The sequence below is a fragment of the Vibrio sp. R12-SG2-ISO1 genome (assembly GCF_059834045.1).
In genome coordinates, this window is sequence record NZ_JCBDGO010000008.1 from 87,656 (window position 1) to 103,437 (window position 15,782).

Below are 15,782 nucleotides of genomic sequence, written 5' to 3' on the forward strand. Positions count from 1 at the left end.
GCCGTTTTTACTCTGATTTCAACCTATCTGCACATTGAAAAGGTTTTCAACATGACCACGGCTCGTTATTTAGTGGGTATCGATCTTGGCACCACCAATACTGTGGTGGCATATTGTGAGATCACCGCGGATCTTAACGCCTCCCCAGTGGCGCTGTTCGATATAGACCAGTTGATTGGTCCCGGTGAGGTGGTGCGTAAACCGTTGCTGCCCTCTTTTCGCTATCATCCTGCGAAGGGTCAGATTGGCGAGCGCGATTTGACGTTACCATGGGAACATCAGCCCGTCTCTGGCGATATGGATCAGGTCATTATTGGCGAATGGGCGCGTGAGCTTGGCGCGAAAGTGGAAGGTCGCCAAGTGGCCAGCGCTAAAAGCTGGCTCTCTCATCAAGGCGTCGACCGCCGCTCTGACATATTGCCTTGGGCGGGCGCCAGTGACGTCACCAAAGTGTCACCCTTAATTGCCAGCGCCAGTTACCTCAATCATATACGTCAAGCTTGGAATCACCGTCATCCGAGTAACCCGCTTGAAGCGCAAGATGTGGTGATCACCGTACCGGCCTCCTTTGATGAAACTGCGCGGAAATTGACTCTCGAAGCCGCCGAACTCGCAGGGTTAGACAAGGTGGTACTCCTCGAAGAGCCGCAAGCGGTCTGCTATGACTGGTATGCACGTCATCAAGAAAACGCCGCCGATGCGCTATCGAACGTACCTTTGATTCTCGTCTGTGATGTCGGTGGTGGCACCACGGATTTGAGTTTAATCTCCGCACAAGTCAGTGACGACCATGCGCTGACATTAAACCGCATTGGTGTGGGCGAGCACTTGATGCTCGGCGGAGATAACCTCGATCTCGCCCTGGCCCATTTGGCGGAGCAGCGTCTAAACAGCGGTAAAAAACTCAATGCGGCGTCCCTGTCCAAATTAATTCAGCAGACGCGCAGCGCCAAAGAGCAGTTGCTGAGTCGCCAAGCGCCCAACGATGTCAAAATCACCATGCTAGGCAGTGGTTCTAAGCTGCTTGGCGGCACTAAAAGTGTGGCGCTTGGCAAAGATGAAGTACACCAAATTGCGCTGGAAGGTTTTTTCCCACTCAGTGACATCAACGAGGGCCCAGACAAACGCCGCAGCGCTGTCGTCGAGTTCGGTCTGCCCTATGTTTCCGATCCTGCAGTGAGTAAACATATCGCCTCTTTCTTGCAGCAACATCAAAGTGTCGCTCTTGACGCACTCAAACACACATTAAGCACAGCACCAGACAACACGCCGGCCGTCCCGGTTGGCTTGCTACTCAATGGCGGTGTTTTTAACAGTGAACTTATCAGCGAACGATTAGAGACGCTGCTTAGCCAATGGCGAGGCGAGCCTGTCCGACTGCTGGGCAACCCACACCCCGATTGGGCAGTGGCGCTGGGCGCCGTGGCATTTGGTAAAGCGCGCCGCGGTGCACAACTCAAGATCGGTGGCGGAGTCGCACGCTCCTATTTCCTCCATTTACCAGACAAACAACGTTTGGGCCATGCACTGTGTTTATTGGCCAAGGGCTCAGAGGAAGGCCAAGAAATCCGACTCACAGGACGTCGCTTTTCCCTCACTCTCGGCGAGCCGGTACGCTTCAATCTTCTGACCTCAACCCATGATCGCATTCGCGACGATCAAGCGTTGCAAAATGGTGTGATGGTTGACGTTGACCCTGACAAGCTTTCGCCTTTGCCTCCTTATGTCGTGACACTCGACAGTCAAGGGGCGCAGTTGCACGCCAATCAAAAAGAGCGGGTCGAAGTTCAATTGGCGTGCCAACTGACCGAAGTCGGTACATTGAAGATGGAGTGTGTGAGCGTCGCAGACGAGCAGCAACGGTGGGCAGTGGAATTTGAAGTTCGTCATCAAAAAGAAGAACAGAAATCACACAGCCTGCACCCGAACTTACCGCACTGCCAAGCACTGATCAGCAAACTCTACAGCGCGAACAAAAAAAGTGCGGAGGAGGCGGACATTCGCACCTTGAGTAAATCCCTTGAACGTCAACTGGGCAAACGCGATGAGTGGGACTTCACCACGCTTCGGCAACTGTTTGACACTTTGGCTCAAGGAAGAAAGCGTCGCCGCCGCTCCGAAGCACACGAGAAACAGTGGTTACGTTTGGCTGGCTATACGCTACGCCCCGGCTTTGGCGATGTCACCGATGATTGGCGGATCGAGCAAGTGTGGGGGCTCTATTCGCAAGCGATTCAATTTAAAAATCACCAAGGCTGGACGGATTGGTGGGTGTTCTGGCGCCGAGTGGCTGGCGGACTCAATCAAGAGCAGCAAGAGCAACTGCTCGCCGATATTGCTAAGTACCTGCATCCCGGTGCGATGAAAAATTCGCAATCGGCCAAAGCCGCGCAAGAGATGGGGTATGAGTCGATGGTGAGACTGGCCGCCTCTTTGGAACATTTAGAGGTGGAAGATAAGACGCTGCTGGCCAACTGGTTTTTAAGCAAGGCGCTCAATCAAAACCAGTTCAACGATGCCCACTGGTGGGCGCTAGGCCGCCTTGCTTCCCGCACTCCGCTCTATGGCAGTGCGCACAACGTGATTGCTCGGGAGCAGATTCAGCAATGGCTGCCCACCTTGCTTGACCAGCCTTGGCAACAAGACCGAATGGTGGCCTTTGCGGCCGTAATGATGTGCCGTAAAACCGGCGATCGCCAGCTCGATATCTCAGACGAATTTCGCGCCGAGGTCGTCGCGAAACTCAAACAAAGCAAGTTGCCTGAAGCTTGGATAACCCTGGTTGAGCACGTTAGCGAACTGTCAGACACGGAGTCAAAACGCGTGTTTGGTGACGCACTGCCGCACGGGTTAACGCTGATTAAATCGTGATCGCCGAGCGTCATTGGCTCAGCGCTAAACACAAGGAATCATGGTATGACGATTGAAAAATTTACCCAGATTGAGGCGCGAGCAGCAGCGCGAAAAGGCGGCATCGCGCAGTTGGAATCTCTGCTCTCTCACCCGCTTTCTCGTGACGAAATCGCCGCGATACCCAACGATCGCTGGCTTTCCGCCTTTAGCATGAAGGTGTTTCAAAGTGGCATCAGTTGGAAAGTCGTGCGCAATAAGTGGCCAAACTTTGAAGAGGTCTTCTTTGGGTTCAACATCGAACGGCTATTGATGCTAAGTGATGAACATTGGGATGCCAAGTCTGAGGATGCGCGTATCATTCGCCATCACGCGAAAGTCAAATCGATACAAGCCAACGCACAAATGATCTACGAGGCTTCATTGCAACACGGCTCGTTTGGTCAGATGGTCGCGCAGTGGCCAAGTGAGCGTATCACCGAGCTTTGGGGGTACTTAAAAACTCATGGGCAGCGTCTAGGCGGCAACACTGGACCTTACACTCTGCGCCAAATGGGGGTCGACACCTTCATTCTCTCCAGCGATGTAGAAGCCTATTTGCGCCAATGCAAAATCATTGAAGGCGGCAAAGACACTAAGCGCTCGTTACAGGCCGCCAGTGATGCATTCACTCAATGGCAGCAAGAGAGCGGACGTAGCCTCACACAAATCAGTCAGATCATCGCATTCAGCACCGGCGATAACCGAATTTAATCTCAATTTGGTTCGCAATTTGAGACGTGCCAGTTTTATGACATATGCACCCTGGCACTCATCTTATAATTCAAAGAGATAGACCTCATCGACAAGTTGGCACTCTCTATGCTTCGTCTCTACTAGTTCTAGACAAGGTTGAGTGAGGCATGGCCACACTGCGACCACAGTGAAAAACGAGGTCTGTTATGGAACATCATCGCCACACCTATTATCGCTTAATCCACCACGGTATTAAGACCCTAGTTCAAGACCGATTCGGCCACTACAGCGAACTCGAATATCACGAGTACCTTAATGTAATGACCGGTAAATCGAGCTGCTTTGCCATGAGTGACGAGGAGTTGCTGTTTACGGTTGAGAGCCTGCGCGAAGAGGGCTATTTAGAGGACTTCAAACGTCAGCTACCCCACTGAGTTGTTTCAGATTGTCACTAAGCCCTATGTCCGACGCTGGAATTTGGTTAGACTTAGGGCAATTTTATCCAATCATAGAATTTAGATATGAAACAATTGCTCGACTTCATTCCGCTGATTATCTTTTTTGCGCTGTATAAAATGGTCGACATTTACGCCGCCACCGGCGCTTTGATTGTCGCGACCGCTATCCAGATTGCCATTACTTATTTCGTCTACAAAAAAGTCGAGAAAATGCAGTTGATCACCTTTGTGATGGTTGCAGTATTCGGCGGCATGACCATCTTCCTGCACGATGACAATTTTATTAAGTGGAAGGTGACGATTGTCTACGCTGTTTTCGCGATTGGACTCGCGGTGAGCCACGCCATGGGCAAATCAGCGATCAAAGGCATGCTTGGTAAAGAGATCACTCTGCCCGACAGCGTGTGGGCTAAAGTCACATGGGCTTGGGTCGGCTTCTTTGCTTTCTGCGCCGCACTCAATATCTACGTCGCCTATGAGCTGCCGCTTGACGTCTGGGTTAACTTCAAGGTGTTCGGCCTTTTGGCGGCTACCTTTGGCTTTACGCTGCTTACAGGCGTCTACATCTACAAACAAATGCCTAAAGATGAGTCAAACACCAGCAACTCATAAGCTGACTTCACAGCGCAAAGTTTGCTAAACTGTTGACTTTCCAATTTAACAGCGGCCTCCCCGGTCGCTGTTTTGTTTGTCGATGTCCGCAAAATATGAACAATACCTACAATGCCCCAAAGGGCCAACTACTCCTTAGAACGTTAGCTATGCCAGCCGACACCAACGCCAACGGTGATATTTTTGGCGGTTGGATCATGTCTCAACTCGACCTTGCAGGTGGGATCCTCGCAAAAGAGATTTCCAGTGGCCGAATTGTGACTGTCTCGGTCTCTAGCATCACCTTTAAAAAGCCCGTCCGCGTCGGTGACGTGGTCTGCTGCTACGGCGAATGTAAGAAGATTGGCCGCAGTTCGATGAGCATTGATTTGCAAGTGTGGGTCAAACCCGTCAAAGAGCACGGCGTTGAAGACAGATACATGGTCTGTGATGCCACATTCAACTATGTAGCGATTGATAGCGAAGGGCGACCTCGTGCAATAGAGCGATGATTCGCTTCACAAATTGTTAGTGTCGGCGCGTCGTTTTCGCCACACTTAAGGTACATTAATTCCCTATTCCACACGATAAGGATTTTGACTATGTGGTACGTCATTTTTTCTCAAGACGTTGAAGATTCACTCGAAAAACGCTTAAGTGTCCGTCCTGCGCATTTAGAACGTTTGCAAGCGCTGCAAGACGAAGGCCGACTGTTAACCGCCGGTCCTATGCCTGCCATCGATTCAGAGAACCCAGGCGAAGCTGGCTTTACAGGTTCAACCGTCATCGCCGAATTTGACAGTTTAGAGCAAGCGCAATCCTGGGCGGATGCCGACCCTTACGTTGCCGCTGGGGTCTATCAGTCCGTTATCGTTAAACCCTTTAAGAAAGTGTTTTAGTGGTCATGGCGATCCTGCGCCGCTCGGCGGCTTTGCTCGGGCTAGTGGTAATGACGCTCGCGGGCTGTTCATCCAATGCGGAAAAGCAACGTAACCTCGAATTGCTTGCAGAGAACCGCGCGAGCGTGCTTTCTGCCGAACTGCCACTTGAGGCGGGGCCACTCTCCATCTTGCGAGCAAGCGCAAGTGGGACGACGATTGAAATCATGATGGTCTACAATACGGATGCTCGAGGCGCAAAACCCGCTTCACAACTGCTCAACCAAAGTATCAATGTCTACTGCACTAACCCAGACACCAAAGCCAATATGGAAGTCGGACTGAGTTATCGCATCAAGATTCGTAATACTCGCGGTCAGTTAATGATCGATGAATTGATTACATCGCAACGTTGCCAATCCTAACAACAACGCCTATCCAACGCCTTGCTTATCGCAAGGCGTTTTTGATTGCCCCTCACCCAAAAGTTGATTGCGTTAAGCAAAATAAATTATGAACTTTTTATTTCAATCACGGAGACTCAAGCGAGAAACAGAAGGCTAACTATTCCCGATGGTTACCTCATGATGTCTCTCTTTTGACCCACTCTAAAACACATTTTTTTTGAGAAATTTCCTCGATTCATCCCTTCGGCGCATTGACGTTTTTTTAACCAGTAACTAATTTTTCATATTAGTGTCATAACCGTGGAGGATCGCCCAAATGAAACGTGCTAGTAACTCATACCGTCTGCAACTGATTAAAGAAGTCGCAACTCGGCAAGAACGCTTACACAGCGGCGATCCCATGGTGAACCATATTCAGCACATGTTGGATGCAAAACCCAGAGCCGACGCCTCACCTGAGACAAATCGACGCTTTATCGGCTGTCATTTTGACGAACATGCAGGTGGTTGGGTGAGTGACCAGTGGGGATTAAAATAACGGTTGTTGCGGATCGATAGGAGGCTCAGGTGGTGATGCGTCTGAGCCCTGTTTTTTGATTTTTCGCAGGTAGCGCTGACGGCAGAGCTTGATCACATGCAACTGCTGAGCCGGCGACATCGACAACCAGTTGAAACGTTCCTCACGCTTTCTCATGCACCCCTGACAATAGCCACGTTCGTCCACGGTGCACACACCGACGCAAGGACTGGGGACTTGAAAAAACTCGAGCTGCTCCATGGTACGCCTTATTTCACTCTGTCCGCTGCAACTTGGCTTGTTGATCGCAAAGATAGTGAACAACCGCCGCTAAACTATGACTCACTTCTGACATTAACCGCTTGGTTTGCATTATACTTTCGCCAAGCACCGTCGCGTTTTGCGACACGTTTGATTTTTGGAGTTGATATCATGAAGCTTAGTCTAAAAACGCTATTTGCCGCAACCGCACTGCCCTTCGTCGTGACAGCGTGTGCAAGCAGTCAAGACGCCCCTACCCCAATCACAACGCAAGATCTTCAGCACCACAACTGGGAACTGCTCGCTATCGACGGTCAAGCCATCAGCCTTGAAGAAGGTGAATCTACACCGCGTCTTGAAATCGGTGAGAAAATGACAGCGAACGGCCATGCTGGATGTAACAACTTCTTTGGTCAAGGTGAGTTAAAAGACAACCAGTTCCGCATTGAAAAAATGGGGATGACAATGAAGATGTGTGGTGATGACGCCATGCAAGTTGAGCAAGCCTTTTCACAAACACTGTCGGATTGGAGTGAAATGACTCTCACCAACCAAGAACTGGAGTTAAAAGGGGCTGCGCATACGCTCACATTCAAGCTCAATGACTGGAAAAACTGACCGAGTGTCTGTATAGACGCCGTTTGAACACCAGAGACATGAACGCCCCTCCAATTAGGAGGGGCGTTTTGTTTGGCTAATGTCTAAAACTGACTGCTATCCGCTCTTCAAGGCGTCATGCGCTAACGGCAACTCTCCAACAGTTGCTGTTTGCGCGGCTCTTGAATGAGTTTCCAATGAATGCCGTCGATAGCGCCAGCAAACTTCCACAGCAGTTTCACATCCACATCGCTGCCGTACGCTTTCTTCACTTTGGCGTAGACCGTCGGCGCGCCGAGCTTGACGAAAGTATCCACATCATCGATGCCGGCTTTTTTCACCATTCGCTCCAACGTCAATTGCATGTTGGGCAAATCACGCAAGCGTTTATTGGTGGGAGACAATCTCAATTTTCTTGCCGCCAGCGCACCGTCGAGTGAACGATGAATTAATCGGTCAAGCTGAGGGTGCTCGCTCTCGAATAATCCAGTGATGTCGTAATAATTGACCGTCGCGGTGGTTTGCTTTTTCACATGAACGTATTTTTCACAGCCCAATGACATGAGACGTTGGTCAAGTGATGAACCACCACGCAAATAGATGGTGTTATCGCTGATCAGCACGAACATGGCGTCATCTTTAAACAGCCCAACGCCGCCAAACATTGCACGCTTATAGTAGTCGCCAAACTTAGCGATATATTGAATGAACAATTGCTCTGTCATATCCATTGATCCTTAATCTAAAAACCCCGATTAGTAGTGATCACCAGATAGCAGCAGAAGAAAGCGAAAAAAGGAGTGTCAATCAAACGTTAGAGCTATATTTGTATTTGTTCGACTCACGACACTGAATCAAATGATAGTTAACGACGCAAAATAAGTCCGTGCCCAGTTCACATTTTTTAAATGTAACTAGGCGCATAAGCAGTTTTTGAGTGGTCAAAAACTATTCAGAGTGAGGGCAACATCGCTTTTTGTGCAAAATTACTGCGCAGCGAAAACAAACCGCGCTCCCAGTTCAATAGAAAAACGCAGTTCAGTAATTGCTAATCCAGACGCATCAACGGTAAACTGTGACCAGCGAACAAAAATAATGACAACGTATGAACCACTTATCTTTCTATTGGCTTCCAGAAAATAAAGAGCTCCTCATTCAAGGGATTGAGTCTGAGTTTTCTGAGATGATCGAAAAAGCGATCAAATCGCGCAAAATTGCTCTGCCTCCGATCCCAGACGTTGTGCTCAAAATTCAGAAGCTCTGTACGTCAGACACCACAACGGTACTCAATATCGCCGATGCACTACTCGAAGACCCAGGCCTTGCCGCTGTAGTTATCCGCGTGGCGAACTCAGTGATCTTTAATCGGCGTAACATCACGTGCACCGATATTGTTACCGCCGTGTCGCGTTTAGGGATATTCCGCGTTCGCGATATTGTCACAGCACAAGCCATTGAGCAGCTCAAGCACAACGTCAATCTCAGCAAAAACTGCAAGCGCATGTTGGTCAATAGTGCCGCCAACTCCCGTGAGTTAGCCGCGACTATGGTCATGGTCGTCAAAGGCTTTCAGGAATCGGGCGAAAACTACTACGCCCACTTAGAGAGCGACAAAGCGCTTCTGGCCGGTTTGCTTGCAGACATTGGCCTGTTCTGCATCGTGAATGAGTACCATCACTACCTTGAGCAAGGCAACTACCTTGACGAGCAGATCGCATTTCAGATTTTCGACAACCAGTGCGCGAATGCCAGTAAATTGGTGCTCGAGACTTGGGGGTTTGACCACGACTTCCTCGAAGTCTCAGCGAATCATAAAATCGCTCAAGTGACTCATGCCGTGAGTTATCTCGATGTAGCGAGAATGGCCAATCATATATTAATGTTCCGCAGGCAAGATGAAAACCTAGATGAACATGTGGTCGAATTTGATATTACCGGTGCAGATATACTGTACAAGTTGACTAATATGAGTGATAGTGAGTTCAATACTCAAATAGGCGAATTGATGAACGCCAGCGGCTTATAAAGTTCAACACAGGAAGTACCATGTTCTCAGGGATGTTATTTATTTTTACCCCACTTGTTGTGGGGTATTTCATTTCTATTTCTAATCCTGCTCGACTGCAAACCATTAATACCACTACGTCCAATCTGATTTACGTCATATTAAGTCTGATGGGGCTGAGCTTAGCAGCGCTGGATAATTTGGGAACCAATCTACAAATTATCCTGAAATTCACTGCGGTCTTTTTTTGTAGCCTGAGCGCCGCTAATCTTTGCGTGTTGCCATTGATCGATAAACTGATGCCACTAAAAACAGACAGCGCATCGCATAAGGTGCCGCTGCTGCAAATGGCGCTCGAATCCGCAAAGTTGATCCTTGTCGTTGGGGGGGGACTATTAGTTGGATTAGTGGTGTCGATGGATCTCAGCTGGGTGGATACCGCAAGCGAGTGGATCCTCTTTTTGCTGCTGTTTTTCATTGGCATTCAACTGCGCAATAGCGGCTTGACCCTGCGCCAAATCCTGTTGAACAAACACGGCATGTTGATCGCTTGTGCCATCATCTCTAGCTCTATGGTGGGCGGTCTGATTGCCGCTTGGATTCTCGAGATTGATTGGTATCGAGGTCTCGCTATGGCGTCCGGCTTTGGCTGGTACTCTTTAGCCGGCATCTTGATGGGCGACGCCTTTGGCCCCATCTACGGCGGCGCGTCCTTTATGATTGAGTTGCTACGAGAATTGATTGCATTGGTTCTGATCCCCCTCTTTATTCGTACTAAACCTTGTACGGCAATCGGCTATGCGGGTGCAACGGCGATGGACTTCACCTTGCCAGTCATCCAAACCACCGGCGGCGTGCGCTGCGTGCCTGTAGCTATTGTCAGTGGCTTTATTCTTAGCCTATTGGTCCCAGTTATGATGCTGTTCTTTGTCTCACTTGCAGGTTAGATCGCAGGAATGCCAGAAACAATCCACTATATTGTCCCTTTGCTTCGTCCATCCGAGTGAAGGAAATCCGTTCGGCACCTAATGATGACGATGCCGACATGAAAGGCCAATCAAAGAAGTTGGCCCAAAGAATACGTCTTTAAAGGAATGCTTATGAAACGCACCATTGTCGCCCTCGCACTCGCTGCTACCTCCCATTTCGCGCTGGCAGCGGATAATGCTTGCCTAGAAAAAAAATACGACGCTTATATCGATGCGTCTTTGCATTGGTATGAAGATTTGTCTCAACTTACCTCAGAGCAATACCCAGAGTTGACCGGAGTCAGTGAGTGGTTCCTACAAGGGCGCCAGCATCACTTTGAGCTTAATCGCGCTGCGGTGAAATACTATCTAGAGCATGACGCCTCAAAAGTGGCGACTGCGCAGCCAGTAGAAGCGTGGTTGCAGCTTGATCAAAAAGACATCAAGGTACTGACCTCGCGCAGTGACGAGCTAGGCCAATTAGCGAGCGTGACGTTTAATGATCGCCAAGCCAAGCCGCACGAGAAAAACTACGAGCTACGCTCTGCGTTTGCCGATTTACTGAGCCACCCAACCAAAATTGATGCAGCGCTCAAGCGCTACAATCAATCGATTCAAGCGCTTGAATCGATTGATTGTCAGTAAACCGAATCTCGTCTGTACTCACTCGTTAACATTCACGCTATTACCGGCGCCTGTGACTGAGTGATGCAAACTGAGATCCATCAATTAAAACGGGACTTTGTGCCCGTTTTCGTTTAGATTGTCGCGCTTGCAACAAAAAATATTAGAGCAATGTAGCTGTATGGTATCGGAACACAAAACGGCAGATGTGAGTTTCGAAAGCTTACTTCGAATCTTTACAGTACCTGAAGGGCCAGACTCAACACTCACCAAGATAGAAGAGGAACTATCGCGAAACTTGAACAAGTTTTTGCGAGAGCACATCGTTGCGGAAGAAAAACCTCTACTCGACATAGAGAAAGACTTCTCCAACGCCTCTATCCCAGAGCAACCTGAGTTTGTCTCAGACCACACACAGCATTTGCTCGACACGCTCGTCTCTCAATCTGTTCATACATCAGCACCGAGCTTTATTGGTCATATGACCTCTGCTCTGCCCTATTTCCTGATGCCACTCTCCAAGATCATGATTGCGCTCAATCAGAACTTGGTCAAAATCGAGACGTCCAAAGCATTTACGCCCCTTGAGAGGCAAGTGCTCGGCATGCTCCATCGCCTGATTTACCATCGCAGTGACGACTTTTATTCGACTTGGATGCACAGCGCAAACCACTCTCTAGGTGCGTTTTGCTCGGGCGGCACCGTCGCGAACATCACCGCGCTGTGGGTGGCGAGAAACAATGCGCTACGCCCTGACGGTGCCTTCACTGGCGTCGAAAAAGAAGGCCTATTTAAAGCCATGAAGCACTATGGCTATGAAGGGCTCGCAATTTTGGTCTCTGAACGAGGCCACTACTCGTTGAAAAAAGCGGCGGATGTCCTCGGGATTGGTCAAGATGGTTTGGTCTCGGTGAAGACTGGGCCGGATAACAAGATCTGCCCACAAGATTTGAAACATCAAATTGCTGAGCTCAAAGCTAAACGCATCAAGCCATTTGCCGTTGTCGGCGTTGCAGGCACCACAGAAACGGGCAATATCGATCCTCTACGTGAAGTGGCGCTGATCTGCCAAGAAGAAGGCTGTCATTTCCATGTCGATGCCGCTTGGGGCGGTGCGACATTAATGTCGAACAACCATCGTCACCTACTCGATGGTATTGAGTTGGCCGACTCAGTCACCATAGATGCGCATAAACAGCTCTACATTCCAATGGGCGCGGGCATGGTGCTGTTTAAGCAGCCAGATGCGATGAAATCCATCGAGCACCACGCACAGTACATATTGCGTAAGGGATCCAAAGATCTCGGTAGCCATACATTAGAGGGTTCACGCTCAGGTATGGCCATGCTCGTTTATGCGGCTATGCATATTATCAGCCGTCCCGGTTATGAACTGCTGATCGATCAAAGCATCGAAAAAGCGAAATTCTTTGCGGATTTAATTCAGCAGCAACGTGATTTCGAATTAGTCTCTGAACCTGAGCTATGCTTACTCACCTACCGTTATCTACCTGAGAAGGTGCGCGCGGCGCTAGAACAAGCCAATGACGCTCAAACCCATGAGCTGAATAATTTGCTTAACGAGCTCACTAAGTTTATCCAAAAGCGCCAGCGTGAAACCGGCAAATCCTTCGTTTCACGAACACGACTCAATCCTGAGCGTTGGAATCGTGAGCACACCATCGTATTTCGTGTTGTTCTGGCGAACCCGCTCACGCATTGTGATATTCTGAAATCCGTGTTGGAAGAGCAGCGTCATATCGCAACACAAGCGCCAAACTTAATGGCGCAAATCGATGCCCTTGCCGAAAACATTCTCACCAAATGAAATTTTCTTTCTGAAAAGCTGTAATTCATTTATCAACACTCGACCGAAAATGCGATTTTTGGTCGGGGTTTAAGCGTATTTCCGTAGTTTAAACAAAATTTAGTTTGAGGCTTGTCATATTCTCATCATTTGTATGACGGAAACACTGCCTTAAACGTTCGGCTTAGGTTTATACTGAGCTTATGGCGCTGGATTGTCATTACCTTTAGCGAACAAGTTGTTCTCTACACTACAAAAATCAGGTATATCCAGTTAGATGTTCTACATACCCTCGTGAACACTATGAACACATTAGAAAAAATTCAGAAGAACCTGGAAAATTTTAGCAAGTCTGAACGCAAAGTCGCCGAAGTCATCATGGCTTCCCCTCAGACAGCGATTCATTCCAGCATCGCGACGTTGGCCAAAATGGCCGATGTCAGTGAGCCGACCGTCAACCGCTTCTGCCGCCGCCTGGACACCAAAGGTTTCCCCGACTTTAAACTGCACTTGGCTCAGAGCCTTGCGAACGGTACACCTTATGTCAATCGCAACGTCGAAGAAGACGACGGCCCAGATGCCTACACGCACAAAATTTTTGAGTCCACGATGGCCTGTTTGGATGTCGCTAAAAACAGCCTTGACGCTATGCAGGTCAATCGTGCCGTCGACCTTCTGACACAAGCGAAGCGCATCTCTTTCTTTGGTTTAGGGGCATCCTCTGCTGTGGCGAAAGATGCTCAAAACAAATTCATCCGTTTCAACATCCCGATCACCTGCTTTGAAGATATCGTGATGCAACGCATGAGCTGCATCAACTGTACAGACAACGACGTCATCGTGTTGATTTCACACACTGGCCGTACAAAGAGTCAGGTAGAGATCGCCAACCTAGCGCGCGAAAACGGTGCGACGGTCATCGCGATTACCGCGAAAGACTCCCCGCTTGATAAAGCCAGCTCACTCTCTATCACGCTCGACATCCCTGAAGACACCGACGTGTACATGCCAATGGCTAGCCGCGTGGTTCAAATGACTGTGATTGACGTCCTTGCGACTGGCTTTACGCTGCGCCGCGGTACCGGATTTAGAGAAAACCTACGTCGCGTCAAAGACGTATTGAAAGACTCTCGCTACGACAAGCTTTCTCAGTTCTAGAGATCTTCCACTGGCAAGAATCCATAACGGCGCTCAATGAGCGCCGTTATTATTAGGATTTTTGTAGCCGCGATGGTTCTATATCATGACTGGTAAAGACGATAGAAGCCCGCGCGTCCTCGCCCACCGAACTGTGCTCGGTACACTCGCCTTGGCATTGGCACACTTGGCCTAAAATCGCCATCAGTCGCTCTTTGGTCAGTGGTAGCGGATTGCCTTTGATTGACGTTGATTTCAGCGCATCCGCCGCAACCACATCAAACGCTGTCGAGCAAACCCCAAATTGACTCAACTCTGGGATGTTCAATTTTTCGAGCATCATATTGACCCATAAGATCGCGTCTTCTCGATGCGCATTCACTCGTCCCGTCAGCAATTGCGCGACTTTGGTGAACCTTTCGAGTACGTCTGTACGCTGGGATTCCATCGCGGCTTGAATGTTTTCCGCCATCACATAAGGAGCCAAGCGCGCGGTGATCACGCTGTGTGGCGCATCCAGTTTGCCTCCAAGCGCTGACGCCAATCCGTGCGCTGCACCGAGCTTGGCATTGGTACTGGCCATACCGCCGAGCATAGCGGCAAACGAGATGTCGGCCCGCGCTTTATGGTCGTCCTCCAAGCACGCTGGCAGCACAGAGTGGCTCAACCGTCTTAACCCCTCTTCACAGATCATATCGGTGAGCGGGTTAGGCATGCCACAAACATAAGCTTCCATCAGATGCGTGAACGCATCCATTGCACCTCGCCCAGAGCGGTAAGGGTCCATCCCATAGGTTAAAGTCGGATCGACAATCGCGACATCCGCCAGCATGTCGGGGCTGCGTAGACTCACCTTCACTTGTTCTTGACCTGAGCGCAGTACGGCATTACGCGTCACTTCAGAGCCGGTACTCGCTGTGGTTGGGATCGCAATAAAAGGTAAAGGCTTGGTTTTGAGCGGAACGTTTCGGCCCACCACCTCGACATAATCATACACATCGCCTTGATTTGGAATCACCGCCGCCAGCGCTTTGCCGACATCAATCACACTGCCACCGCCCATCGCCACCACCAAGTCAGGTTTAAAACGGCGGCCGACCGTCGCGGTTTCTTCAATCATGGTGATGTTGGGTTCGCCGCTCACAGCAACGTGTTGGTAGCGAAGTTTTTGACTTTTGAGGTGATGCAGTAGCGGCCCGCACCGATTGAGGTTTTTACCGGTGACCAGAAGCACGCTGTAGCCAAACTGGTTGATAAGCGAAAGCGACGACTCAAACGCCCCTTCACCAAACACGATCCGTGTTGAAGTCATAAACTGAAACATTGGCCGACTCCTTGATTCATTCCATTACTGGATACAGAGTGCACCGTCTCCCCAGAAATAACGTTGAGCTAGTGCAAACTTGCTTATTTAACCTTAAATTAACCATGGTTTTCTCGATAAAGACCACACCTTGTACGTCGCAAAAAAGTAAAATGTTTAAAACACAATCAATAGGTCTGCCCTATTAACCCAAGAGGTAAATGCCACTTTATTTCCTATAACGATTCGGGCATAGTGGCACTATTAAAATCAAAGGAGAAAGATATGTTCGTCGTTATTTTTGGTCGCCCAGCTTGCCCATACTGTGTTCGTGCAAAAGAACACGCAGAAACGCTAAAAGCAAAGCGTGACGACTTCAACTACCGCTACGTGGATATTCACGCAGAAGGCATTTCCAAAGCTGACCTAGAGAAAACCGTCGGCAAGCCAGTGGAAACTGTGCCACAGATCTTTATCGATCAAGAGCACATCGGTGGTTGCGATGATTTCGAAGCATACGCAAAAGAGCACTTGGGTTTGTTTGACGCTTAAACGTCACCCACTCACACTGTTGTACGAAAACCGCGAATATCGCGGTTTTTTTGTGCGTGCGTTTTACATTACTTTGTCTAATGTCAACGATG

18 protein-coding genes are annotated in these 15,782 nt (G+C 49.4%); 15 read left to right on the forward strand and 3 right to left on the reverse strand.

Translation table 11 applies throughout. The annotated features are described in order from the left end of the window. Positions 1–51: 51 nt before the first annotated feature. The 8 genes from AC6R10_RS05825 (at position 52) to AC6R10_RS05860 (ending at position 6,457) form a co-directional block, all read left to right on the forward strand. On the forward strand, positions 52–2,871 hold the full coding sequence (locus AC6R10_RS05825) for an Hsp70 family protein (protein ID WP_500671750.1): 2,820 nt from the start codon (positions 52–54) through the stop codon (positions 2,869–2,871). Between the two features lie 45 nt (positions 2,872–2,916). Next, on the forward strand, positions 2,917–3,603 hold the full coding sequence (locus tag AC6R10_RS05830) for a DNA-3-methyladenine glycosylase I (protein WP_500671751.1): 687 nt from the start codon (positions 2,917–2,919) through the stop codon (positions 3,601–3,603). 188 nt (positions 3,604–3,791) lie between these two features. After that, positions 3,792–4,019 (forward strand): hypothetical protein, encoded by a 228-nt coding sequence (locus AC6R10_RS05835; RefSeq protein WP_334552463.1) that lies wholly within the window; start codon positions 3,792–3,794, stop codon positions 4,017–4,019. An 87-nt stretch (positions 4,020–4,106) separates the two neighbouring features. Next, the gene (locus AC6R10_RS05840) at positions 4,107–4,655 is read left to right on the forward strand and encodes a septation protein A (RefSeq protein WP_500626151.1); all 549 of its coding nucleotides are present in this window, start codon (positions 4,107–4,109) and stop codon (positions 4,653–4,655) included. Between the two features lie 95 nt (positions 4,656–4,750). Next, positions 4,751–5,146, forward strand: coding sequence for an acyl-CoA thioester hydrolase YciA (yciA, locus tag AC6R10_RS05845; protein WP_334552465.1), 396 nt, complete (start codon positions 4,751–4,753; stop codon positions 5,144–5,146). 90 nt (positions 5,147–5,236) lie between these two features. Continuing rightward, a complete protein-coding gene (locus AC6R10_RS05850; protein ID WP_500626150.1) occupies positions 5,237–5,533 on the forward strand; it encodes a YciI family protein in 297 nt (98 codons plus the stop codon). Between the two features lie 5 nt (positions 5,534–5,538). After that, positions 5,539–5,937 (forward strand): GspS/AspS pilotin family protein, encoded by a 399-nt coding sequence (locus AC6R10_RS05855; RefSeq protein ID WP_500626166.1) that lies wholly within the window; start codon positions 5,539–5,541, stop codon positions 5,935–5,937. A 298-nt stretch (positions 5,938–6,235) separates the two neighbouring features. Then, a complete protein-coding gene (locus tag AC6R10_RS05860) occupies positions 6,236–6,457 on the forward strand; it encodes a hypothetical protein (protein WP_500671752.1) in 222 nt (73 codons plus the stop codon). On the opposite strand, the gene AC6R10_RS05865 is transcribed toward AC6R10_RS05860, so the two are convergent. Then, the gene (locus tag AC6R10_RS05865; RefSeq protein WP_334552469.1) at positions 6,449–6,697 is read right to left on the reverse strand and encodes a DUF1289 domain-containing protein; all 249 of its coding nucleotides are present in this window, start codon (positions 6,695–6,697) and stop codon (positions 6,449–6,451) included. The genes AC6R10_RS05860 and AC6R10_RS05865 overlap by 9 nt on opposite strands. A gap of 171 nt (positions 6,698–6,868) precedes the next feature. On the opposite strand from AC6R10_RS05865, the gene AC6R10_RS05870 reads away from it, so the two are divergent. Further along, complete coding sequence (locus tag AC6R10_RS05870) at positions 6,869–7,315, forward strand: META domain-containing protein (protein ID WP_500671753.1); 447 nt, start codon at positions 6,869–6,871, stop codon at positions 7,313–7,315. 122 nt (positions 7,316–7,437) lie between these two features. Here AC6R10_RS05870 and AC6R10_RS05875 read toward each other — a convergent pair whose 3' ends face one another. Continuing rightward, entirely contained in the window at positions 7,438–8,025 is a 588-nt protein-coding gene (locus AC6R10_RS05875; RefSeq protein WP_487901165.1) for a TfoX/Sxy family DNA transformation protein, read from the reverse strand. A 374-nt stretch (positions 8,026–8,399) separates the two neighbouring features. Here AC6R10_RS05875 and AC6R10_RS05880 point away from each other — a divergent pair, with 374 nt between their 5' ends. From AC6R10_RS05880 to AC6R10_RS05900, 5 genes are all read left to right on the forward strand, one after another. Beyond that, on the forward strand, positions 8,400–9,320 hold the full coding sequence (locus AC6R10_RS05880; RefSeq protein ID WP_500671754.1) for an HDOD domain-containing protein: 921 nt from the start codon (positions 8,400–8,402) through the stop codon (positions 9,318–9,320). Positions 9,321–9,340: 20 nt separating this feature from the next. After that, complete coding sequence (locus AC6R10_RS05885; RefSeq protein ID WP_487901163.1) at positions 9,341–10,246, forward strand: LysO family transporter; 906 nt, start codon at positions 9,341–9,343, stop codon at positions 10,244–10,246. A gap of 153 nt (positions 10,247–10,399) precedes the next feature. Beyond that, complete coding sequence (locus AC6R10_RS05890; protein ID WP_500671755.1) at positions 10,400–10,912, forward strand: hypothetical protein; 513 nt, start codon at positions 10,400–10,402, stop codon at positions 10,910–10,912. A 160-nt stretch (positions 10,913–11,072) separates the two neighbouring features. Beyond that, the gene (panP, locus tag AC6R10_RS05895) at positions 11,073–12,719 is read left to right on the forward strand and encodes a pyridoxal-dependent aspartate 1-decarboxylase PanP (protein WP_500626144.1); all 1,647 of its coding nucleotides are present in this window, start codon (positions 11,073–11,075) and stop codon (positions 12,717–12,719) included. 282 nt (positions 12,720–13,001) lie between these two features. Then, the gene (locus AC6R10_RS05900) at positions 13,002–13,856 is read left to right on the forward strand and encodes a MurR/RpiR family transcriptional regulator (RefSeq protein ID WP_334552476.1); all 855 of its coding nucleotides are present in this window, start codon (positions 13,002–13,004) and stop codon (positions 13,854–13,856) included. Between the two features lie 52 nt (positions 13,857–13,908). On the opposite strand, the gene AC6R10_RS05905 is transcribed toward AC6R10_RS05900, so the two are convergent. Further along, positions 13,909–15,159 (reverse strand): iron-containing alcohol dehydrogenase, encoded by a 1,251-nt coding sequence (locus AC6R10_RS05905; protein ID WP_334552477.1) that lies wholly within the window; start codon positions 15,157–15,159, stop codon positions 13,909–13,911. 264 nt (positions 15,160–15,423) lie between these two features. Here AC6R10_RS05905 and AC6R10_RS05910 point away from each other — a divergent pair, with 264 nt between their 5' ends. Beyond that, positions 15,424–15,690, forward strand: a complete 267-nt coding sequence (locus AC6R10_RS05910; RefSeq protein ID WP_334552478.1) for a GrxA family glutaredoxin — start codon at positions 15,424–15,426, stop codon at positions 15,688–15,690. Positions 15,691–15,782: the final 92 nt, after the last annotated feature.

Excerpts from the sequence above, each read along its gene's own strand:
- AC6R10_RS05825 (WP_500671750.1), top strand. The coding sequence starts at position 52 with ATGACCACGGCTCGTTATTTAGTGGGTATCGATCTTGGCACCACCAAT.
- AC6R10_RS05830 (WP_500671751.1), top strand. The coding sequence starts at position 2,917 with ATGACGATTGAAAAATTTACCCAGATTGAGGCGCGAGCAGCAGCGCGA.
- AC6R10_RS05835 (WP_334552463.1), top strand. The coding sequence starts at position 3,792 with ATGGAACATCATCGCCACACCTATTATCGCTTAATCCACCACGGTATT.
- AC6R10_RS05840 (WP_500626151.1), top strand. The coding sequence starts at position 4,107 with ATGAAACAATTGCTCGACTTCATTCCGCTGATTATCTTTTTTGCGCTG.
- yciA (WP_334552465.1), top strand. The coding sequence starts at position 4,751 with ATGAACAATACCTACAATGCCCCAAAGGGCCAACTACTCCTTAGAACG.
- AC6R10_RS05850 (WP_500626150.1), top strand. The coding sequence starts at position 5,237 with ATGTGGTACGTCATTTTTTCTCAAGACGTTGAAGATTCACTCGAAAAA.
- AC6R10_RS05855 (WP_500626166.1), top strand. The coding sequence starts at position 5,539 with ATGGCGATCCTGCGCCGCTCGGCGGCTTTGCTCGGGCTAGTGGTAATG.
- AC6R10_RS05860 (WP_500671752.1), top strand. The coding sequence starts at position 6,236 with ATGAAACGTGCTAGTAACTCATACCGTCTGCAACTGATTAAAGAAGTC.
- AC6R10_RS05865 (WP_334552469.1), bottom strand. The coding sequence starts at position 6,697 with ATGGAGCAGCTCGAGTTTTTTCAAGTCCCCAGTCCTTGCGTCGGTGTG.
- AC6R10_RS05870 (WP_500671753.1), top strand. The coding sequence starts at position 6,869 with ATGAAGCTTAGTCTAAAAACGCTATTTGCCGCAACCGCACTGCCCTTC.
- AC6R10_RS05875 (WP_487901165.1), bottom strand. The coding sequence starts at position 8,025 with ATGGATATGACAGAGCAATTGTTCATTCAATATATCGCTAAGTTTGGC.
- AC6R10_RS05880 (WP_500671754.1), top strand. The coding sequence starts at position 8,400 with ATGAACCACTTATCTTTCTATTGGCTTCCAGAAAATAAAGAGCTCCTC.
- AC6R10_RS05885 (WP_487901163.1), top strand. The coding sequence starts at position 9,341 with ATGTTCTCAGGGATGTTATTTATTTTTACCCCACTTGTTGTGGGGTAT.
- AC6R10_RS05890 (WP_500671755.1), top strand. The coding sequence starts at position 10,400 with ATGAAACGCACCATTGTCGCCCTCGCACTCGCTGCTACCTCCCATTTC.
- panP (WP_500626144.1), top strand. The coding sequence starts at position 11,073 with ATGGTATCGGAACACAAAACGGCAGATGTGAGTTTCGAAAGCTTACTT.
- AC6R10_RS05900 (WP_334552476.1), top strand. The coding sequence starts at position 13,002 with ATGAACACATTAGAAAAAATTCAGAAGAACCTGGAAAATTTTAGCAAG.
- AC6R10_RS05905 (WP_334552477.1), bottom strand. The coding sequence starts at position 15,159 with ATGTTTCAGTTTATGACTTCAACACGGATCGTGTTTGGTGAAGGGGCG.
- AC6R10_RS05910 (WP_334552478.1), top strand. The coding sequence starts at position 15,424 with ATGTTCGTCGTTATTTTTGGTCGCCCAGCTTGCCCATACTGTGTTCGT.